Raw genomic sequence first — 19,868 nt, forward strand, 5'->3', positions numbered from 1 at the left:
GAGTGATCGGGTGACTCAGCCCGCCTCCCCGGCATCCGCAGCCCCGTCGGCGTACCTTCGATTCCCGCATGTGCACGGCGAGTTGGTGACCTTCGCCGCAGAGGACGACATCTGGCTCGCGCCCCTCGACGGCGGCCGGGCCTGGCGGATCAGCGCCGACGACGTGCCGGTCTCCGCGCCGCGCATCTCGCCCGACGGCACGACCGTCGCCTGGACCTCCGCCCGCGACGGCGCCCCCGAGGTGCACATCGCGCCGGTCGACGGCGGACCGTCCAAGCGACTGACGCACTGGGGGAGTTGGCGCACCCAGGTGCGCGGCTGGACCCCCGACGGCCAGGTCCTGGCGATCACCACCCACGGCCAGGCCAGCCTGCGCCGCTCCTGGGCGCACGCCGTCCCGCTCGACGGCGGACCGTCGGCCCCGCTGCCGTACGGGCCCGTCGGCGGTGTCGCGTACGGGCCGAGCACCGTGCTGCTGTCCGCGCCGATGGGGCGGGAGGCGGCCTGGTGGAAGCGCTACCGGGGCGGTACGGCCGGGAAGTTGTGGATCGACCGGGAGGGTCAGGGCGAGTTCGTACGGCTGCACGAGGACCTGGACGGGAACCTGGAGTTCCCGGTGTGGGCGGGGGAGCGCATCGCCTTCCTCTCCGACCACGAGGGGACCGGCGCGCTGTACTCCTCCCTCGCCGACGGGTCCGACCTGCGCCGGCACACGCCTCTCGACGGCTTCTACGCCCGGCACGCCGCCGGGGACGGCACCCGGATCGTCTACGCCTCCGCCGGCGAAGTGTGGATCCTCGACGACCTGGACGGGGCCGAGCCGCGCCGGCTCGACGTCCGGCTCGGCGGGCAGCGCAACGAACGGCAGCCCTTCCACCTGGACGCCTCCCACTGGTTCGGCTCCGCCGCGCCCGACCACACCGCGCGCGGCAGCGCGGTCGCCGTCCGGGGCGCCGTGCACTGGGTCACCCACCGCTCGGGCCCGGCCCGCGCGCTCGCCGCCGCACCCGGGGTACGGGCCCGGCTGCCGCGCACCTTCCGGGCGGAGGGCGAGGAGTGGGCGGTGTGGGTGACGGACGCCGAGGGCGACGACGCCCTGGAGTTCGCGCCCGCCACCGGCCTCGCCCCCGGCGCCACCCCGCGCCGGCTCGCCGCGGGACAGCTCGGCCGGGTCCTCGGGCTCGCCATGGCGCCCGACGGCAGCCGGGCCGCGGTCGCCGCGCACGACGGCCGGGTGTTGCTCGTCGAGCGCGAGACCGGGGAGGTCCGCGAGGTCGACCGCAGCGACGACGGCGACGTCTCCGGCCTGGTCTTCTCACCCGACTCGGCCTGGCTCGCCTGGTCCCACCCCGGCCCGCGCCCGCTGCGCCAGCTCCGCCTCGCCAACACCACCGACCTGTCGGTCACCGAGGCGACCCCGCTGCGTTTCCAGGACTACGCCCCCGCCTTCACCCTCGACGGCAAGCACCTCGCCTTCCTGTCCAACCGCTCGTTCGACCCGGTCTACGACGAGCACGTCTTCGACCTGGCCTTCGTGGTCGGCGACCGCCCGCACCTGATCACGCTGGCCGCGACGACCCCGTCGCCGTTCGGGCCGCAGCGGCACGGCCGCCCCTTCGAGGCACCCGACAAGGACGAGACCCCCGAGGGCGAGGGCACCCCGGCCACCCGTATCGACCTGGAGGGCCTCGCCGACCGGATCGTGCCCTTCCCGGTCGAGGCCGCCCGCTACTCCAACCTGCGTGCGGCCCGGGACGGCGTGCTGTGGCTGCGCCACCCGGTGCAGGGCGTCCTCGGCTCCTCCCGGGCCACCCCGGAGGACCCCGACCCGAGGACCGAGCTGGAGCGCTACGACCTCGCGCAGCACCGCCTGGAGCACCTCGCCGCCGACGCCGACCACTTCGCGGTGAGCGGCGACGGCAAGCGGGTCCTGCTGTGGACGGACGGCCGGCTGAAGGTCGTGCCCAGCGACCGGCGGGCCTCGAACGACGACGACAGCGACACGAACGTCACCGTCGACCTCTCCCGCGTCCGGCAGACCGTCGACCCGTCGGCCGAGTGGCGGCAGATGTACGAGGAGACCGGCCGCATCATGCGGGACCACTTCTGGCGGCCCGACATGAGCGGCGTGGACTGGCCGGGCGTCCTCGACCGCTACCGGCCCGTGCTGGAGCGGGTCGCCACCCACGACGACCTCGTCGACCTGCTGTGGGAGGTGCAGGGCGAGCTCGGCACCTCCCACGCCTACGTCGTCCCGCGCGGCGGCCACGGCCACGGGCCCCGGCAGGGTCTGCTCGGCGCCGACATCTCCCGCCACGAGGACGGCAGTTGGCGCATCGACCGCATCCTGCCGACCGAGACCTCCGACCCGGCCGCCCGCTCCCCGCTCGCCGCACCCGGCGTCGCGGTGCGGGCCGGCGACGCGATCGTGGCGGTGGGCGGCGTCCCGGTGGACCCGGTCACCGGGCCCGGCCCGCTGCTCGTCGGCACGGCCGGCAAGCCCGTCGAGCTGACCGTCTCCCCGGCCGGCGGCGGCGAGGCGCGGCACGCGGTGGTCGTCCCGACGGCCGACGAGGAACCCCTGCGCTACCACGCGTGGGTGGCGGACCGCCGCGCCCACGTCCACGAACGCTCCGGCGGCCGCCTCGGCTACCTCCACGTCCCCGACATGCAGGCCCCGGGCTGGGCCCAGATCCACCGCGACCTGCGCGTCGAGGTGGCCCGTGAGGGCCTGGTCGTCGACGTCCGGGAGAACCGCGGCGGCCACACCTCCCAGCTCGTGGTGGAGAAGCTGGCGCGGCGCATCGTCGGCTGGGCCCTGCCCCGCGGCATGCGCGCCTACAGCTACCCGCAGGACGCGCCGCGCGGTCCGGTGGTCGCCGTGGCCAACGAGTTCTCCGGCTCCGACGGCGACATCGTCAACGCGGCGATCAAGGCCCTGGGCATCGGCCCGGTCGTCGGGACACGGACCTGGGGCGGCGTGATCGGCATCGACAGCCGCTACCGGCTGGTCGACGGGACGCTCATCACCCAGCCCAAGTACGCGTTCTGGCTGGAGGGTTACGAGTGGGGGGTGGAGAACCGCGGCGTGGACCCGGACGTGGAGGTGATCCAGCGCCCGCAGGACCACGCGGCGGGCCGGGACACCCAGCTCGACGAGGCGATCCGCATCGCGCTCGCGGCCCTCGAGGAGACCCCCGCCAAGACACCACCGAGCCTGGACTGACGGCCCTGGATACGATGCCCCCGTACGCGATCAGCCGGCTTGAGGAGAGCACATGCCAGGGGAGCCGCAGGACGACTGCCTGTTCTGCAAGATCGTCGGAGGTCATGTCCCGGCGACGATCGTGCGGGAGACGGAAACCACCGTCGCCTTCCGGGACATCAACCCCCAGGCACCCACCCACGTCCTGGTGATCCCCAAGGCGCACTACCCGGACGCCGCCGCGCTCGCCGCCGCCGAACCGGCCCTCGCCGCGGACCTGCTGCGCGAGACCCGGGAGATCGCCGACGAGGACAAGCTGGAGAGCTACCGCATCGTCTTCAACACGGGCCCCGGCGCCGGCCAGACCGTCTTCCACGCGCACGCCCACATCCTCGGCGGCCGCGGCCTGCAGTGGCCCCCCGGGTAACCACCGGTGTCCGTACGTGAATTGGTGGTCCTCGGCACCGCCAGCCAGGTCCCGACCCGGCACCGCAACCACAACGGCTACCTGCTGCGCTGGGACGGCGAGGGCCTCCTCTTCGACCCCGGCGAGGGCACGCAGCGCCAGATGCTGCGGGCCGGGGTCGCCGCGCACGACCTGAACCGGATCTGCGTCACGCATTTCCACGGGGACCACTCGCTGGGCCTGGCCGGCGTCGTCCAGCGCATCAACCTCGACCGGGTGCCGCACGAGATCAGCGCTCACTACCCGGCTTCGGGGCAGCACTTCTTCGACCGGCTGCGGTATGCGACGGCGTACCGGGAGACGGTCGCGCTCACCGAGGCGCCGGTCGACGCCGACGGCATCCTGGCCGTCACGGGCTCGTACGCCCTCGAAGCCCGCAGGCTCTCCCACCCCGTCGAGTCCTACGGCTACCGGCTCACCGAGCCCGACGGCCGCCGCATGCTCCCCGAGCGGCTGGCGGCGCACGGGATCAAGGGCCCGGACGTCGGGCGCCTCCAGCGGGAGGGCTCGTTCAACGGGATCTCCCTGGCGGACGTCAGCGAGGTCCGGCGCGGCCAGCGGTTCGCGTTCGTCATGGACACCCGGCTGTGCGACGGCGTGCACGCGCTCGCCGAGGGCTGCGACCTGCTCGTCATCGAGTCGACCTTCCTCGACGAGGACACGGACCTCGCGGCCGAGCACGGCCACCTGACCGCCGGGCAGGCGGCGGCCGTGGCGCGCGAGGCGGGCGTACGGCATCTGGTGCTCACGCACTTCAGCCAGCGCTACCCGGACGCGGAGGAGTTCGAGCGGCAGGCGCGGGCCGCGGGCTTCGAGGGGGAGCTGACCGTCGCGCACGATCTGCTGCGGGTACCGGTTCCGAAACGCCGATAAAACACCCGTACGATACTTCGATGCCCCTCCCCAAAGCTGAACTGCACCTGCACATCGAAGGCACCTTGGAGCCGGAGCTGGCCTTCGAGCTCGCCGCGCGCAACGGCGTCGAGCTGCCGTACGCCGACACCGGCGAGCTCCGCGAGGCGTACGACTTCGAGGACCTCCAGTCCTTCCTGAACCTGTACTACGGGCTCATGGCCGTCCTGCGCACCGAGCGGGACTTCGAGGACCTCGCGAACGCCTACCTCGCCCGCGCCGCGGCGCAGGGCGTGCGGCACGCGGAGATCTTCTTCGACCCGCAGGCGCACCTCGCGCGCGGCGTGGACATGGGCACGGTGGTGGACGGGCTGTGGCGCGCGCTGGGCGGCAGCGAGGCGAACCACGGTGTCTCGACCCGGCTCATACTGTGCTTCCTGCGCGACGAGTCCGCCGAGTCGGCCCTGGAGACCCTGCACGCGGCGAAGCCGTACCTGGACCGGATCACCGGTGTCGGCCTCGACTCGGCCGAGGTGGGGCACCCGCCGGTGAAGTTCCGCGAGGTGTACGAGGCCGCCGCGGAATTCGGGCTGCGGCGGGTGGCGCACGCCGGCGAGGAGGGCCCGCCGGAGTACGTCACCGAGGCCCTGGACGTGCTCGGCGTCGAGCGCGTCGACCACGGGCTGCGGTGCATGGAGGACCCGGCGCTGGTCGAGCGGCTGGTCCGGGACCGGGTTCCGCTGACCCTGTGCCCGCTGTCCAACGTCCGGCTGCGCACGGTCGGCACCCTCGCCGACCACCCGCTCCCCGCGATGCTCGACGCCGGCCTGATGTGCACGGTCAACTCCGACGACCCGGCCTACTTCGGCGGCTACGCCGGTGACAACTTCACCGCCGTGGGCGCCACCCTGGGCCTGTCCGAGGACCGCCTGCGCGAGCTGGCCCGCAACTCCTTCGTCGCGTCCTTCCTGGAGGACGACGAGGCGTTGCGGGCCAGGTACCTCGCGGAGGTGGAGGCGTACCGGTTCTAGGCGACGCTCCCTACGCCGCCGTGGTGTCGTAGGAGCTCGGGACGGACGTCTCGACCGGGATCTCGACGACCGGGAGCGCCGTCCTGCCGACGCGGAGGGCGACCGCCGTCATCGGTACGGCGATCACGAGGAGACCGAGGGCGAGGACGACGCCCATCACCGTGAACCCGGCCTGCGCGGCGAGCACGCTGCCCGCCAGCGGGCCCGCCGCCGTCCCCAGTGAGGACGCCGAGCCGACCAGGACCGCCCACCGGCCGCGCGGGTCCAGGAGGGCGGCGAGGCCGATCACGTACGACAGCACGACCGGGTAGAGCAGGTTCCAGGCGATCTCGCCGCTCGCGAAGGTCGTGAGGTCGGTCGCGGACGCGCTGAGCACGATGCAGCCCGCGATGACGGCGGTACCGGCGCCCACCGGGACGGCCCTCCCGAACCGCGGGCCGACGGCGCCCGCGACCGTCAGGCCCAGCAGACCGGCGCCGAGCGCCACCGCGAAGACCACGCCGACGGTCGCCTCCGACAGATGCGCCTGTGCCAGGCCGATGCGGCCGCTGACGCCCCACAGCGAGTTCTGCGCCAGGGACCAGCAGAGCAGCGCCAGGGCGAGGACCACCCCGGAGCGGAAGTGGGGGAGACGGGGGCCGTCCAGGGCGGACCGCTGGGCGGCCGTACGCAGCGGCAGGCGGCCGGTGAGGGGCCAGACGGCGAGCGCGGTGAGGGCGATCGCGGCCAGCGGCTGGCCGTGGCCCGCACCGAGGTGGGGGACCGTCAGATAGACGGCGCCCGCGAGCGCGGAGACGCCGAGCAGGCCGGCCGTGGTCGTGCGGTGCGGGTCGGGCTGGGCGGCGATCCCGGTGGCGGCCACGGTCGTGGCCGTACCGGAGCCGAAGCCGCCGGCCAGAGCGCCGAGGACGACGGCCGGGACGGCGTGGGTCAGCGCGGCGGTGCCGTAGCCGAGCACGGCGAGCGTGAGTCCGATCCGGGCCAGGGTCCGGGCCCCGATCCGTTCGACGCGCGAGGCCAGCAGGAAGCCGGCCGACGCGGAACTCAGCAGCAGCGCACTGCCGATGGCACCCGCCTGCGTGGCGGTCAGTGGCAGCCCCGAATCCAGCCGGCCCACGGTGGTGGGCAGCAGGTAGGGGGCGAGATACCCGGCCGTGAAAAGGGCGACGAGGGGCCAGGGGATGGTGGTGCGAGGGGCGAACACGGGCGTTCCCAGGGCATGCGAAAGGAGCGGCACAAGAAAGGGGTTTGGGGGCGCAGGCCGTCGACGGACAGGAACGCGCGAGCAAGTTGTATCAAGCACGCGGTTTGCGAAAGAAGCCCAGACGGTGTGATGTGGCACACGTTCTGTTTGGGGTGCCGGAGGCCGGGTAAACGAACGCTCCGCATCGGGTGAACAAGCGCCCTCCGCGTACGGCGGGAAGCGCGGGCTAACGCCAGTGCGCCGAGCCTCCCGCGGCGGGTGCGCTCGACTCGATCTTCAGCCGGATCTCCCGCATCACCGCCACGATCCGCTCCTGGTGCTCCGGCGTCAGCCGGGCCACCGGCACCGAGCAGCTGATCGCGTCCTGCGCGGGAGTCTCGTAGCGCAGCGCGAAGCCGAAGCCGACGATGCCGAGGACGCCCTCCTCGCGGTCGATCGAGTAGCCGCGGGCGCGGATCCCGTCGAGATCGGCGGCCAGGGCCTCCCTGCCGGTGTGCGTGTTGGGGGTCATCGCCTCGTACGGCCCCTCGGGCAGCTCCTCGGCGTCCCGTTCGGCCAGCAGCGCCTTGCCCAGTGCGCCGACGTGGGCCGGCAGCCGGCGGCCGACCCGGCTGATGGTGCGCAGGTACTCGTGCGACTCCCGGGTCGCGAGGTACGCCACGTCCCGGCCGTCCAGCCGCCCCATGTGGATCGTCTCGCCCAGCGCGTCGGACGCCTCGTCGAGGTACGGCCGCACGATGCGCACCCGCGGGTCGGAGTCCAGATAGCTGGTGCCGGTGAGCAGGGCGCGGATGCCTATGCCGTAGAGCGACCCGGTGATGTCCGTACGCACCCAGCCACGGCCGATCAGGGTCTGCAGCAGCGCGTACATCGAGCTGCGCGGCACACCGAGCTCGTCCGCCAGTTCCTGCAGCCGGGCGGGCCGATCGCCGCGCGCCGCGAGCACTTCCAGCAGCTCGACCGTCCGCGCGGCCGACTTCACCTCGCGGACGCCGCCATCTGTCTCCGACATGGGGCGATGGTAATCGGGCCCTGCCGGACCATTGACGCCCACGGTTCGTGTATCTAACCTCCATCTTCATACATGGATGACGTCTACATAGGGAGATGGCGAGGGTGAGCCTCGATACGGAAACGGCCCGGCGGCTGCGGGACGGCATGGCGAAGGGCGTGCTGTCGTTCCCGCTCACGAGCTTCCACGACGACGGCTCGCTCGACCCGGAGGGCTGCCGCGTCCATGTCGCGGCCCAGCTCGCCACCGCGCCCGGCGCCGTCTTCCCGGCCTGTGGCACCGGCGAGTTCTTCTCGCTGGACGAGGACGAGTACCGCCAGGTCGTGACCATCGCGGTCGAGGAGGCGGACGGCCGCGTGCCCGTCGTCGCCGGTGCCGGCTACGGCTGGGCGCAGGCCGTACGGTTCGCGCGCATCGCGGAGGAGGCCGGCGCCAACGCGCTCCTCGTCCTGCCGCACTACCTGGTCGCCGCTCCGCAGGACGGTCTGGTCGCCCAGCTGGAGCGGATCGCGGCCCGCACCCGGCTGCCGCTCATCGCCTACCAGCGCGGCCAAGTCGCCTTCACCGCCGACTCGTTGAAGCGCATCGCCGGCATCCCGAACGTCATCGGACTCAAGGACGGCCACAGCGACCTCGACCGTCTCCAGCGCCTCACCCTCGCCGCTCCGGAAGGCTTCCTGTTCTTCAACGGAGCCTCCACCGCGGAGATCCAGGCGCGTGCCTACGCCACCGTCGGCGTCCCCGCCTACTCCTCCGCCGTGCACGCCTTCGCCCCGGAGATCGCGAACGCCTTCTTCACGGCGCTGCAGAAGGAGGACCTGGCCACGGCCGAGACGCTGCTGCGCGACTTCTACGTCCCGTTCGTCGAACTCCGCGACCGCGTACCTGGATACGCCGTGTCGCTGGTGAAGGCGGCGGCCCGGCTGCGCGGCCGCCCCGTCGGCCCCGTGCGCGCCCCGCTCACCGACCCCTCGGCCGCCGACCTGGCGGACCTCGAGGCCCTCCTGACCACCGGACTCGACCTCGTGGGAGCCTCCCTGTGAACCTCACCATCACCGACGTACGGCTGACGCCGATCCTGGTCGCCGACCCGCCGCTGCTCAACACGCAGGGAGTGCACCAGCCGTACACCCCGCGGCTGATCGTGGAGGTGGTGACGGCCGACGGGATCACCGGTGTGGGCGAGACGTACGGCGACACCAAGTACCTGGAGCTGGCGCGGCCGTTCGCCGAGAAGCTCAAGGGGCGCCAAGTCACCGATCTGAACGGGCTGTTCACGATCGCGGACGAGGTCGCCGTGGACGATACGCGGGTTTCCGGACAGGTCGACGTCGGCGGGCTGCGCGGCGTGCAGACCGCCGACAAGCTGCGGCTGTCCGTCGTCTCCGGCTTCGAGGTCGCCTGCCTCGACGCCCTCGGCAAGGCGCTCGGACTGCCCGTGCACGCGCTGCTCGGCGGCAAGGTGCGCGACGCGGTCGAGTACAGCGCCTACCTGTTCTACAGGTGGGCCGGGCACCCCGAGGGCGTTGCCTGCGAGAAGGACGACTGGGGTGCCGCGGTCGACCCGGCCGGGGTCGTCGAGCAGGCCCGGCTGTTCACCGAGCGGTACGGGTTCACCTCGTTCAAGCTCAAGGGCGGCGTCTTCCCGCCGGACGAGGAGATCGCCGCGATCCGGGCGCTGGCCGAGGCGTTCCCCGGGCACCCGCTGCGCCTGGACCCCAACGGCGCCTGGTCCGTGGCGACTTCGCTGAAGGTGGCCGCGGAGCTCGGGGACGTCCTCGAGTACCTGGAGGACCCGGCGCTCGGTACTCCCGCGATGGCCGAGGTGGCCGCGGCGATGAGAGGGGCGGCGCGAAGCGCCTCCGGCAAGGGCGGTGGTGGGCGACGGGCGGGCGTTCCGCTGGCCACCAACATGTGCGTGACGACCTTCGCCGAGATCCAGGAGGCGTTCACCAAGGGCGCCGTCCAGGTCGTCCTCTCCGACCACCACTACTGGGGCGGGCTGCGCAACACCCAGCAACTCGCCGCCGTCTGCCGCACCTTCGGTGTCGGCGTCTCCATGCACTCCAACACCCACCTGGGGATCAGCCTGGCCGCGATGACCCACGTCGCGTCCACCGTCCCGAACCTCCACCACGCCTGCGACTCCCACTATCCCTGGCAGTCGGAGGACGTGCTCACCGAGCGGCTGACCTTCGAGGGCGGCAAGGTCACCGTCTCGGATGCGCCGGGCCTCGGCGTCGAACTCGACCGCGAGAAGGTGCAGTTGCTGCATCAGCGGTGGCTCGACGACGACGGCACCCTGCGCGAGCGCGACGACGCGGCGGCGATGCGCCTCGCGGACCCCGAGTGGGTCACCCCGGCCGTCCCCCGCTGGTGACGTCGGCCGTCAACTCCCCTTCCCCTGCCCACGATCGGAGCCGCTCGTGTCAGCAGCAGTCCCCGAAACCCACCCGCCGGCGGTCGAGTCCGCCATCCGCAAGATCTTCCGCCGTGTGGTCCCGCTGTTCTTCGTGATGTTCGTCGCGAACTACATGGACCGCGTCAACCTCGGCTTCGCGCAGGACCAACTGCGCGCTGACGTGGGGCTGTCGGCCGCCGCGTTCGGTCTCGGCGCCGGGATCTTCTTCATCGCGTACGCCCTCTTCGAAGTCCCCTCCAACATGCTGATGGAGCGCTTCGGGCCCAAGGTCTGGCTGACCCGGATCATGATCAGCTGGGGTGTGGTGGCGACGGCGATGGCCTTCGTGAACAGCCCCGGCACGTTCTACGCCCTGCGCTTTTTGCTCGGCGTCGCGGAGGCGGGCTTCTTCCCGGCCGTCATCTACTACTTCTCCCGCTGGCTGCCCGACTCCCACCGCGGCCGGGCCACCTCGATCTTCCTGATGGGTTCCGGTACGGCGACGGTGATCGTCGGCCCGATCTCCGGCGCGCTCCTCGAAATGCACGGCATCTGGGGCCACTCCGGCTGGCAGTGGATGTTCTTCGTCGAGGGCGTCTTCTCGATCGTGCTCGGGTTCGTCGTCTTCCGCTTCCTCGACTCGGGCGTGGAGAACGCGCGCTGGCTGACGGAGGAGGAGAAGCGGGAGCTGGTGGCGGTCATCGACGCCGAGCAGGCCGCCCGTGACGAGCAACGCGGCACCGCAGCCCACGTCTCCCGCTGGAAGCTGCTCGCCGACCCGCAGATGCTGCTCTTCCTCTGGATCTACTTCGCGATCAACGTCGCCCTGTACGCGGTGACGTTCTGGCTGCCGTCGATCGTGGACGACATCGGCGGGCTGAGCGACTTCCAGGTCGGGCTGCTGACGGCGGTGCCGTGGCTGTGCGCGATCGTCGCGGTCTACGTCGCCGGGCGGATCTCCGACCGCATCGGGAAGCGGCGCCCCGTCCTGGTCGCGCTGCTCGTCCTCGGCGGCTGCGGCACCCTGCTCGCGGTGTTCGTCTCGCCCTGGGTGAGCCTCGGCGCCCTGTGCCTGGCCGCCATGGGGTTCAAGCCGGCCTCCCCGATCTTCTGGACGATCCCCCAGAGCTACCTGGACGCACGGGCGGCGGCTCCCGGCATCGCCCTCGTCAACTCCATCGGAAACCTCGGCGGCTTCGTGGCCCCCACCGCCTTCGGCATCATCGAGGACACCACGGGGTCCACCAAGGCCGGACTGGTGGGCCTGACGGTCGTCGGCTTCCTGGCCGCGCTGAGCGTGTTGCTGGTACGCGGCGGCGGCCGCAACGACCACGTCCGCACGCGCCCGGCACCTCCCACGCCGGCCCCGGCCCCGAAGGCGACGCCGGGGGCGCTCCGTACGGGGCGGACGGGGGGTGCGGCGGCCTGAAGCGGCGGGGCAGCGGGGTGCCGGTGCGCGACCTGTCGCGGTCCCGCCGGGGCGGGGCCGGGTAGGGGAGCGGCGGCGGGCTGTCAGCGGGGTGGTGCACACTGGCCTGATCCGCACCATGTCAGGGAGCGCACCGTGATCAGGCCCACCGGGAAGGGACCGTCGCCCGTCATCGCAGGACCGCAGTGCCAGGCCCAGGTCGACCCGCTGGCCGCGCTGCGCGGTCCGGACGATCCGCCCTGGGACGTGTACCTCACCGGCACCGTCTTCCTCGACATCATCTTCACCGGGCTCGACACCGCCCCGGTGCGCGGGACGGAGTCCTGGGCGCGCGGGATGGGGTCGAGCCCCGGCGGCGTGGCGAACATGGCCACCGCACTGGCCCGCCTCGGCCTGAAGACGTCGCTCGCCGCGGCCTTCGGCGACGACCACTACGGCGAGTACTGCTGGGACGCGCTGGAGCAGGGCGAGCACATCGACCTCTCCACGTCCCGCACCATCCCCGGCTGGCACTCCCCGGTCACCGTCTCCATGGCGTACGAGGGCGAGCGCACGATGGTCTCCCACGGCCACGAACCGCCCTTCGAGGCCGTGCTCGACCCGAGCGTCACCCACGACCGCACGCCCCGCGCGCGTGCCGCCATCGCCGCCCTCGCCCCCGGAAAACGCGCGCCCTGGATCGCCGAGGTCGCCGCCCGGGGCACCCGCATCTTCGCCGACGTCGGCTGGGACGACACCGGCGCCTGGGACCTCGCCGGCCTGCCCGACCTCGAACACTGCGAGGCGTTCCTGCCGAACGCGGAGGAGGCGATGCGGTACACGGGGGCCACCTGCCCCCGCGCCGCAGCCCACGCCCTCACCGAACACGTACCGCTCGCGGTGGTCACCCTCGGCGCCGAGGGCGCGTACGCGGTGGACCGCCGCACCGCCGAGACCGCCGAGGTCCCCGCCATCGCGGTGGAGGCCCTGGACCCGACCGGCGCAGGCGACGTCTTCGTGGCGGGCTTCGTCACCGGCACGCTCGCCGGCTGGCCGCTCGCCGACCGCCTCGCCTTCGCGGGCCTCACGGCGGCCCTGTCGGTGCAGGAGTTCGGCGGCTCCCTGTCCGCTCCGGGCTGGTCCGAGATCGGCGCCTGGTGGCGCAAGGTGCAGTCGGTGCGGAGCCAGGACCCGGCCGCCCTGCGCCGCTACGCCTTCCTGCAGACCCTCGTACCGGAGCAGGAGGCGCGGCCGTGGCCGCTGCGCCGGGCGGTGCCGACGATCGGCTTCAGGTCCGCGTAGCGCGCGCCGGCCTGTGAAACACGGGAGACGGAAAAGCCCTACGGCGTTGTCACCGCCCCGGCGTACCCTGGAAACCGCCAGGCAGCCCGAGCGGCCAGCGTGCCGTAACGAGGAGGACGAGCAAGGCCTACGAGCCGGCCCATGACTCAGACACCCACAGCTCACAGCCCCGCGCAGGGGCAGGCACGAGCAGAGTTCACCGTCCCCGCCCAGCACCCGATGGTCACCGTTCTGGGATCCGGCGACTCCCTTCTGCGCGTGATCGAGACGGCCTTCCCGGCGGCCGACATCCATGTCCGGGGCAATCAGATCAGCGCGGTCGGCGACCCGAAGGACGTCGCCCTCATTTCGCGCGTGTTCGACGAGATGATGCTGGTGCTCCGCACCGGGCAGCCGATGACGGAGGACGCAGTGGAACGCTCGATCGCCATGCTGAAGGCGAGCGAGAACGGGACGAGCGACGGCCAGGAGACCCCGGCCGAGGTACTGACGCAGAACATCCTGTCCTCCCGCGGCCGCACGATCCGCCCCAAGACCCTCAACCAGAAGCGGTACGTCGACGCGATCGACAAGCACACGATCGTCTTCGGCATCGGCCCCGCCGGCACCGGCAAGACCTACCTCGCCATGGCCAAGGCGGTGCAGGCCCTGCAGTCCAAGCAGGTCAACCGCATCATCCTGACCCGTCCCGCGGTCGAGGCCGGAGAGCGGCTCGGCTTCCTCCCGGGCACGCTCTACGAGAAGATCGACCCCTATCTGCGCCCGCTCTACGACGCGCTGCACGACATGCTCGACCCCGACTCGATCCCGCGCCTGATGGCCGCCGGGACCATCGAGGTCGCGCCGCTCGCGTACATGCGCGGCCGCACCCTGAACGACGCCTTCATCATCCTGGACGAGGCCCAGAACACGAGCCCCGAGCAGATGAAGATGTTCCTCACCCGGCTCGGCTTCGACTCGAAGATAGTGATCACCGGTGACGTGACGCAGGTCGACCTGCCGAACGGGACCAAGTCGGGTCTGCGCCAGGTGCAGGAGATCCTCGAGGGCCTCGACGACGTCCACTTCTCCCGCCTCACGTCGCACGATGTCGTACGGCACAAGCTCGTCGGCCGTATCGTCGACGCGTACGAGAAGTACGACAGCAAGCACGGCACCGAGAACGGCACCCACAAGGGCGGCCGGGGCAGGCAGTCCGGGCACAAGGGGAAGTAGAAGCAGCGGCACCATGTCGATCGACGTCAACAACGAGTCCGGAACCGAGGTCGACGAGCAGGCGATCCTCGACATCGCCCGCTACGCACTCGCGCGGATGCGCATCCACCCGCTCTCCGAGCTCTCGGTGATCGTCGTGGACGCCGACGCCATGGAGCAGCTGCACGTGCAGTGGATGGACCTGCCGGGGCCCACGGATGTCATGTCCTTTCCCATGGACGAGCTGCGTCCGCCGTCGAAGGACGAGGAGGAGCCCCCGCAGGGCCTCCTCGGCGACATCGTGCTGTGCCCCGAGGTCGCGAAGAAGCAGGGCGACGAGGCGCCGACGCAGCACTCCATGGACGAGGAGCTCCAGCTCCTGACCGTCCACGGGGTGCTGCATCTCCTCGGATACGACCACGAGGAGCCCGACGAGAAGGCCGAGATGTTCGGCCTCCAGGCGGCCATCGTGGACGGCTGGCGCGCGGAGAAGGGCCTGACCGGCCCGTCTCCGGCCCCGACCGTCTCATGAGTCCGCAGATCGTCGCGGGCGCGATCGCCCTCGTCGTCGTGGCGTGGCTCGCCGCCTGCGCGGAGGCGGGCCTCGCGCGTGTCTCCAGCTTCCGCGCCGAGGAGGCGGTCCGCTCCGGGCGGCGCGGCAGCGCGAAGCTCGCGCAGATCGCCGCCGACCCGACGCGCTATCTGAACGTCGCGCTGCTGGCCCGCGTCGCGTGCGAGATGGCGGCCGCGGCGCTGGTGACGTACGCCTGCCTCCAGGAGTTCCCGGGCACCACCCGCGCCCTGCTGGTGGCGATCGGCGTGATGGTCCTGGTGTCGTACGTCGCCGTCGGCGTCTCGCCGCGCACCATCGGCCGCCAGCACCCGCTGAACACGGCGACGGTGGCGGCGTACGTGCTGCTGCCGCTGGCCCGGATCATGGGCCCGATCCCGAACCTGCTGATCCTCATCGGCAACGCGCTCACCCCGGGCAAGGGCTTCCGCCGGGGCCCCTTCGCCTCCGAGGCGGAGCTCAGGGCGCTGGTCGACCTCGCGGAGAAGGAGTCGCTGATCGAGGACGAGGAGCGCCGCATGGTGCACTCGGTCTTCGAGCTCGGCGACACGCTCGTGCGGGAGGTCATGGTCCCGCGCACCGACCTGGTCGTCATCGAGCGCTACAAGACGATCCGTCAGGCCCTCACCCTCGCGCTCCGCTCGGGCTTCTCGCGCATACCGGTCACCGGTGAGAGCGAGGACGACATCGTCGGGATCGTGTACCTGAAGGACCTGGCCCGCAAGACGCACATCAGCCGCGACGCCGAGTCCGAGCTCGTCTCGACGGCCATGCGCCCGGCCGCCTTCGTGCCCGACACCAAGAACGCGGGCGACCTGCTGCGCGAGATGCAGCAGGAGCGCAACCACGTCGCCGTCGTCATCGACGAGTACGGCGGCACGGCCGGCATCGTCACCATCGAGGACATCCTCGAGGAGATCGTCGGCGAGATCACCGACGAGTACGACCGCGAACTCCCGCCCGTGGAGGACCTCGGCGAGGACCGCTACCGCGTCACCGCCCGCCTCGACATCACCGACCTCGGCGAGCTCTACGGCCTCGACGAGTTCGACGACGAGGACGTGGAGACCGTCGGCGGCCTCCTCGCCAAGGCCCTCGGCCGGGTGCCCATCGCCGAGGCGTCCTCGGTCGTCGAACTCCCCGACGGCCGCGAGCTGCGCCTGACCGCGGAGGCCGCGGCCGGCCGCCGGAACAAGATCGTGACGGTCCTGGTGGAGCCGCTGGCTCCGCCGGTTCCGCCCGAGGAGGAGGCGAAGGAAGAGTGAGCCCGGAGGAACTGCGCGCCCTCTGTCTGTCCTTCAACGCCGCCGAGGAGGACTTCCCGTTCAACCCCGAGACCTCCGTCTTCAAGGTGCTGGGGAAGATGTTCGCCCTGAGCCGGCTGGACGGGCGGCCGCTCACCGTGAACCTCAAGTGCGAGCCGGAGGACGCGGTGCGGCTGCGGGGCGAGTACGAGGGGCTGATCAGCCCCGGGTACCACATGAACAAGCGCCACTGGAACACCGTCACCGTCGACGGCGAACTCCCGGACCGGCTGGTCCGGGAGCTCGTGGAGGACTCGTACGACTTGGTGGTGGCCGGTCTACCGCGCGCGGAGCGGCTGCGGCTCGACCGTCCCTGAGCGGACCTTCAGTCCTGCGGCGACCAGCGCGGCCGCGATCAGGACGACCGCCGCGTCGATCGCCAGCACCGTGTGGAGGCCGGCCAGCAGGTCGTGGGAGGTCGTGGCAAGCACGCCGAGCAGCGGGATGCCGACCGTGATGCCGACCTGCTGGGTCGAGGTGACCAGGCCGGTGGCCAGGCCCTGCTCCTCGTCCGGGACGCCGGAGGTGACGGTCAGGCCGTAGGAGATGATCGCGCCCAGGTGGCACATGCTGGCCAGCGAGACGGCGGCCGTGGCGAGCCAGACCGACCAGCCGTGGGCGTTCAGGCCGAGCAGCGCGGCGATCAGCGCGCCCTGGCCGGCCAGCGAGGCGACCAGGGTGCGGCGCGCGCCGAGACGGCCGATGACCCTCGGGGCCCAGGCGCCCGCGACCGCCGACAGCACTCCCTGGACACCGAAGACCAGGCCGGTCTCGAAGGCCGACAGGCGCAGGATCTCCTGCAGGTACAGGGTCAGGACGAAGACGACCGTCGACATCATCGAGAAGGTGACCAGGCCGCCGAAGTTGCCCCACGCCACGGTGCGGCGGCGCAGCATCGGAAGCGACACCAGGGGTGCCTGTGACCGGGACTCGACGGTCACGAACGCCGCGAGGAGCACGAGGCCCGCGGCGAGGGCCGCGACGACGTCCGCACGGGCGAAGCCGTGGTCGGCGGCCGTCGACAGGGCGTAGATCAGCGAGAGCAGGCCCGCGGTGACCGTGACCGCGCCGGGGACGTCCAGGCGCGGGCGTTCCGGGGTGGGGCCACCTCCCATGCACTTCAGGCTTTGGGGGAGCGACTTCGGCAGCAGGGCGGGCGCCAGCGGCAGCACGAGCAGGGCGAACAGCGTGAGCAGCGCCATCGTGGAGCGCCAGCCGAACGCGTCGGTGAGGGTGCCGCCGGCCACCATGCCGACCGTGAAGCCGAGCGAGAGCAGCGTGCCCGAGATGCCGAGGGCGCGGTCGCGGGCCGGGCCCTCCGGGAAGGTCGTGGTCAGCAGCGACATACCGGTCGGCACGATCGCCGCCGCGCCGAGGCCCTGCAGCGCGCGCCCGGTCAGGAACGACGCCGGGTCCCAGGCGAGGGTCGCGAGCAGGGAGGCCGCGCCGAACAGCGCAAGGCCGGTCAGGAACAGCTTCCGGCGCCCGAAGAGGTCGCCGATCCGGCCGAACAGGAGCAGGAAGCCGCCGGAGGGCAGCGCGAACGCGGTGACCGCCCACTGCAGCGCGGACCGGCTCATGCCCAGGTCGCTCCCGAGGGCGGGCAGCGCCACGTTCAGGACGGAGAAGTCCAGGGCGACCATGAACTGGGCCGCGCACAGGACGAAGAGGATGAGCTTGTCACGCGTCGACAGCCGGGAGGTGCCGAGCGGTTCTCGTACGGAGGGGGTGGTCGGGGTGTCGGTGTCGATCGCCATGGCAAGAGCTTGCGGCGGCCGGAATAAGCCTGGGGAGTCGGAACTTATGGTGGTGGTGGCACCACCAGACAGCACGAGGGGGATCTGTACGTGCCTGAGGATGCGCTCAAGAGCCGTCGACACCGTGAACTGCGCGAGTTCCTGATGAGCCGCCGGGCCCGGGTGACGCCGGCCGAGGCGGGTCTGCCGGACGGCGGGGCGCGGCGCCGTACGCCCGGACTGCGGCGCGAGGAGGTCGCCGTGCTCGCCGGGGTGGGTGCCTCCTGGTACCAGTGGCTGGAGCAGGGGCGGGACATCTCGGTGTCGCCGCAGGTCCTCGACGCGGTGGCCCGGGTGCTGCGGCTGAGCGACGCCGAGCGCCGCCATCTGTACCTCCTCGCCGGACTGAACCCCCCGGCGCCCAGGCCGGCACCCGACCACGGGTGCGAGGGGCTGCGGCGGCTGATCGGCACGTGGATGCCGTATCCGGCGCACATCATGGACATCTACTACAACTGCGTGATGTACAACGACGCCGCGGGCTGGGTGCTCGGCATGCGGCCGGAGAACACGCAGAACTGCCTCGTCGACTTCTTCACCGACCCCATGTACCGCTCCCGCTCCCACAGCTGGGAGCGGAACGCGCACACGGTCGTCGCGCAGTTCCGGGCGGCGAGCGCGGCCCGGCCCGACGACGAGGGTTTTCAGTCGCTGCTGGCCGAACTGAGCGAGCTGAGCGCGGAGTTCACCGAGCTGTGGGAGCGGCGGGACATCGAGGACGCCGGGGTGATCAGCAAGGAGCTGGAGCATCCGCTGGTGGGGCTGCTGTGCCTGGAGGCGACCGCGCTGCGGGTGCCCGCCCGGCCGGACCTCACCATCGTGCTGCACACGCCGCTGGACGAGGCGAACACCGCGGCGAAGCTGGAGTGGCTGGCCTCACCCGAGGGCCGCCGCGGGGCCATGTACCCCGTGGCCGGATAACGGCCCCCGTGCTCCGTATGCTCGGCTCATGACCGACAGCAGCGCGCTTGACCCCGAGGACCGCAAGATCGTCACCCTGGCCCGTTCCGCGCGGGCCCGCAACGCCGTGCCCGAGGGCGCGGCCGTGCGGGACGAGACCGGGCGTACGTACGTCGCCGGGACCGTCGATCTTCCGTCGCTGAAGCTGAGTGCGCTGCGCACGGCGGTCGCCATGGCGGTGGCCTCGGGCGCGAAGTCCCTGGAGGCGGCGGCCGTGGTGACCGAGGCCGGGGCGGCCACGGACGAGGACCGGGCCGCGGTGGCGGACCTGGGCGGCCCGCAGACCCCGGTGCTGGTGGCCGGGCCGGACGGAGCGGTTCGGAGCACCCTCACCGCGGGTTGAAAACCGGCCGCTTCAGAGTCGTCCGGAATTCGTCCTTGCCGTTTCTCCGCCCCACGCGCATCAATGGAACCGGTGGTTCCGACGGTCCGTCAGATCCGATCCACAACCCCCCACCCGGCGTACCGCACCACGCCGACCCGACGGCCCGTCCGGACCTCTCCCCACCATCCCCACATGGCATTTCCCAGACACGGGAAGGGAGCCGGATCTCCATGAGAGCCAGACGAATCAGCACCGGTGCGGCAATGGCGGTGGGGGCCCTCGCGGCCGCCTCGCTCGCGTTCGCCCCCAGCGCCCTCGCCGTCACTCCGCAGTCGGCGACGATCACCGCCGACTGCGGCAGCTTCGGCGGGGGCGACGCCACACTCACGGCCACCCAGGACGGCACGTCGGCCACCATCACCCTCACGTCGTCCGCGATCACCGCCCCGCTCGCCCTGTCGCAGGACTCGATCTCCTCCACGCTGACCATGGTCAGGGCGAGCGGCGGCACGACCGCCTTCACCGGCACCAAGAACCCGGCGATGGCGGCCGGTGACCCCGTCACCGTCGGCCCGCTCAGCGGCACCGTGGCCTCCGGCGACAGCCTGGAGGCCAACGGCGGCTCGCTCCAGATGACCGTCTTCGGCATCACCATCACCTGCACGGCGACCGGGCCGCAGTCGCCCGGACCGTTCGTGTTCGACTGAACAGCCTTGTGTGGGCCGTCAGTTCCACGAACCTGTGGAACTGACGGCCCATCAGTTCAGTTGCGCCATCTCCATTGACTTCTCACGCGATCCACACATCAATGCCCCCATTGAGCGCACCAGAAAGGGG

General features: G+C 72.0%; 18 protein-coding genes. 15 read left to right on the forward strand and 3 right to left on the reverse strand.

The window, feature by feature from the left end:
• Positions 1 to 10 precede the first annotated feature (10 nt).
• The 4 genes from ACIBN2_RS11440 to ACIBN2_RS11455 are packed head-to-tail and all read left to right on the forward strand — an operon-like array spanning position 11 to position 5,554.
• On the forward strand, positions 11 to 3,226 hold the full coding sequence (locus tag ACIBN2_RS11440; RefSeq protein WP_399134075.1) for a S41 family peptidase: 3,216 nt from the start codon (positions 11 to 13) through the stop codon (positions 3,224 to 3,226).
• A 52-nt stretch (positions 3,227 to 3,278) separates the two neighbouring features.
• Positions 3,279 to 3,632, forward strand: coding sequence for an HIT domain-containing protein (locus ACIBN2_RS11445; RefSeq protein ID WP_399134076.1), 354 nt, complete (start codon positions 3,279 to 3,281; stop codon positions 3,630 to 3,632).
• A 6-nt stretch (positions 3,633 to 3,638) separates the two neighbouring features.
• Entirely contained in the window at positions 3,639 to 4,544 is a 906-nt protein-coding gene (locus tag ACIBN2_RS11450) for a ribonuclease Z (protein ID WP_399134077.1), read from the forward strand.
• A gap of 20 nt (positions 4,545 to 4,564) precedes the next feature.
• Complete coding sequence (locus tag ACIBN2_RS11455) at positions 4,565 to 5,554, forward strand: adenosine deaminase (RefSeq protein WP_399134078.1); 990 nt, start codon at positions 4,565 to 4,567, stop codon at positions 5,552 to 5,554.
• A 10-nt stretch (positions 5,555 to 5,564) separates the two neighbouring features.
• Here the strand turns inward: ACIBN2_RS11455 and ACIBN2_RS11460 are convergent, their stop codons facing one another.
• Both ACIBN2_RS11460 and ACIBN2_RS11465 read right to left on the reverse strand, forming a co-directional pair.
• Positions 5,565 to 6,758 (reverse strand): MFS transporter, encoded by a 1,194-nt coding sequence (locus ACIBN2_RS11460; RefSeq protein ID WP_399134079.1) that lies wholly within the window; start codon positions 6,756 to 6,758, stop codon positions 5,565 to 5,567.
• Between the two features lie 226 nt (positions 6,759 to 6,984).
• Positions 6,985 to 7,770 (reverse strand): IclR family transcriptional regulator, encoded by a 786-nt coding sequence (locus ACIBN2_RS11465; protein ID WP_399134080.1) that lies wholly within the window; start codon positions 7,768 to 7,770, stop codon positions 6,985 to 6,987.
• A gap of 104 nt (positions 7,771 to 7,874) precedes the next feature.
• Between ACIBN2_RS11465 and ACIBN2_RS11470 the strand changes: the two genes are divergently transcribed.
• The 8 genes from ACIBN2_RS11470 to ACIBN2_RS11505 all read left to right on the forward strand — a co-directional run bounded on the left by ACIBN2_RS11470 (position 7,875) and on the right by ACIBN2_RS11505 (position 16,267).
• Positions 7,875 to 8,813: a 5-dehydro-4-deoxyglucarate dehydratase gene (locus tag ACIBN2_RS11470; protein WP_399134081.1), complete on the forward strand. Its 939-nt coding sequence runs from the start codon at positions 7,875 to 7,877 to the stop codon at positions 8,811 to 8,813.
• Positions 8,810 to 10,150 carry a glucarate dehydratase family protein gene (locus tag ACIBN2_RS11475; protein WP_399134082.1) on the forward strand — a complete coding sequence of 447 codons (1,341 nt, stop codon included), beginning with the start codon at positions 8,810 to 8,812 and terminating at the stop codon, positions 10,148 to 10,150. Before ACIBN2_RS11470 ends, ACIBN2_RS11475 begins: the two co-directional genes overlap by 4 nt.
• Before the next feature lie 46 nt (positions 10,151 to 10,196).
• Positions 10,197 to 11,600, forward strand: a complete 1,404-nt coding sequence (locus tag ACIBN2_RS11480) for an MFS transporter (RefSeq protein WP_399134083.1) — start codon at positions 10,197 to 10,199, stop codon at positions 11,598 to 11,600.
• A 135-nt stretch (positions 11,601 to 11,735) separates the two neighbouring features.
• Entirely contained in the window at positions 11,736 to 12,881 is a 1,146-nt protein-coding gene (locus ACIBN2_RS11485; protein ID WP_399134084.1) for a carbohydrate kinase family protein, read from the forward strand.
• Positions 12,882 to 13,022: 141 nt separating this feature from the next.
• Positions 13,023 to 14,096 carry a PhoH family protein gene (locus ACIBN2_RS11490; protein ID WP_399134085.1) on the forward strand — a complete coding sequence of 358 codons (1,074 nt, stop codon included), beginning with the start codon at positions 13,023 to 13,025 and terminating at the stop codon, positions 14,094 to 14,096.
• Between the two features lie 13 nt (positions 14,097 to 14,109).
• Positions 14,110 to 14,607 carry an rRNA maturation RNase YbeY gene (ybeY, locus tag ACIBN2_RS11495; protein WP_399134086.1) on the forward strand — a complete coding sequence of 166 codons (498 nt, stop codon included), beginning with the start codon at positions 14,110 to 14,112 and terminating at the stop codon, positions 14,605 to 14,607.
• Positions 14,604 to 15,911 carry a hemolysin family protein gene (locus tag ACIBN2_RS11500; RefSeq protein ID WP_399134087.1) on the forward strand — a complete coding sequence of 436 codons (1,308 nt, stop codon included), beginning with the start codon at positions 14,604 to 14,606 and terminating at the stop codon, positions 15,909 to 15,911. The genes ybeY and ACIBN2_RS11500 overlap by 4 nt, the downstream gene beginning before the upstream one ends.
• On the forward strand, positions 15,908 to 16,267 hold the full coding sequence (locus ACIBN2_RS11505; RefSeq protein WP_399134088.1) for an MmcQ/YjbR family DNA-binding protein: 360 nt from the start codon (positions 15,908 to 15,910) through the stop codon (positions 16,265 to 16,267). Before ACIBN2_RS11500 ends, ACIBN2_RS11505 begins: the two co-directional genes overlap by 4 nt.
• Here ACIBN2_RS11505 and ACIBN2_RS11510 read toward each other — a convergent pair.
• Complete coding sequence (locus ACIBN2_RS11510) at positions 16,229 to 17,707, reverse strand: MFS transporter (protein WP_399134089.1); 1,479 nt, start codon at positions 17,705 to 17,707, stop codon at positions 16,229 to 16,231. The two genes, ACIBN2_RS11505 and ACIBN2_RS11510, sit on opposite strands and share 39 nt — an antisense overlap.
• Before the next feature lie 144 nt (positions 17,708 to 17,851).
• Between ACIBN2_RS11510 and ACIBN2_RS11515 the strand changes: the two genes are divergently transcribed.
• The 3 genes from ACIBN2_RS11515 (at position 17,852) to ACIBN2_RS11525 (ending at position 19,738) form a co-directional block, all read left to right on the forward strand.
• Positions 17,852 to 18,667: a helix-turn-helix transcriptional regulator gene (locus ACIBN2_RS11515; RefSeq protein ID WP_399134628.1), complete on the forward strand. Its 816-nt coding sequence runs from the start codon at positions 17,852 to 17,854 to the stop codon at positions 18,665 to 18,667.
• A 28-nt stretch (positions 18,668 to 18,695) separates the two neighbouring features.
• The gene (locus ACIBN2_RS11520; RefSeq protein ID WP_399134090.1) at positions 18,696 to 19,049 is read left to right on the forward strand and encodes a cytidine deaminase; all 354 of its coding nucleotides are present in this window, start codon (positions 18,696 to 18,698) and stop codon (positions 19,047 to 19,049) included.
• Positions 19,050 to 19,261: 212 nt separating this feature from the next.
• The gene (locus ACIBN2_RS11525) at positions 19,262 to 19,738 is read left to right on the forward strand and encodes a hypothetical protein (RefSeq protein WP_399134091.1); all 477 of its coding nucleotides are present in this window, start codon (positions 19,262 to 19,264) and stop codon (positions 19,736 to 19,738) included.
• The last annotated feature ends 130 nt before the right edge of the window (positions 19,739 to 19,868 follow it).

Source organism: Streptomyces sp. NPDC050534 (assembly GCF_044457745.1).
Classification (GTDB): domain Bacteria; phylum Actinomycetota; class Actinomycetes; order Streptomycetales; family Streptomycetaceae; genus Streptomyces.

Excerpts from the sequence above, each read along its gene's own strand:
- ACIBN2_RS11510 (WP_399134089.1), bottom strand. The coding sequence starts at position 17,707 with ATGGCGATCGACACCGACACCCCGACCACCCCCTCCGTACGAGAACCG.
- ACIBN2_RS11490 (WP_399134085.1), top strand. The coding sequence starts at position 13,023 with ATGACTCAGACACCCACAGCTCACAGCCCCGCGCAGGGGCAGGCACGA.
- ybeY (WP_399134086.1), top strand. The coding sequence starts at position 14,110 with ATGTCGATCGACGTCAACAACGAGTCCGGAACCGAGGTCGACGAGCAG.
- ACIBN2_RS11500 (WP_399134087.1), top strand. The coding sequence starts at position 14,604 with ATGAGTCCGCAGATCGTCGCGGGCGCGATCGCCCTCGTCGTCGTGGCG.
- ACIBN2_RS11465 (WP_399134080.1), bottom strand. The coding sequence starts at position 7,770 with ATGTCGGAGACAGATGGCGGCGTCCGCGAGGTGAAGTCGGCCGCGCGG.
- ACIBN2_RS11525 (WP_399134091.1), top strand. The coding sequence starts at position 19,262 with ATGAGAGCCAGACGAATCAGCACCGGTGCGGCAATGGCGGTGGGGGCC.
- ACIBN2_RS11455 (WP_399134078.1), top strand. The coding sequence starts at position 4,565 with ATGCCCCTCCCCAAAGCTGAACTGCACCTGCACATCGAAGGCACCTTG.
- ACIBN2_RS11520 (WP_399134090.1), top strand. The coding sequence starts at position 18,696 with ATGACCGACAGCAGCGCGCTTGACCCCGAGGACCGCAAGATCGTCACC.
- ACIBN2_RS11445 (WP_399134076.1), top strand. The coding sequence starts at position 3,279 with ATGCCAGGGGAGCCGCAGGACGACTGCCTGTTCTGCAAGATCGTCGGA.
- ACIBN2_RS11515 (WP_399134628.1), top strand. The coding sequence starts at position 17,852 with ATGAGCCGCCGGGCCCGGGTGACGCCGGCCGAGGCGGGTCTGCCGGAC.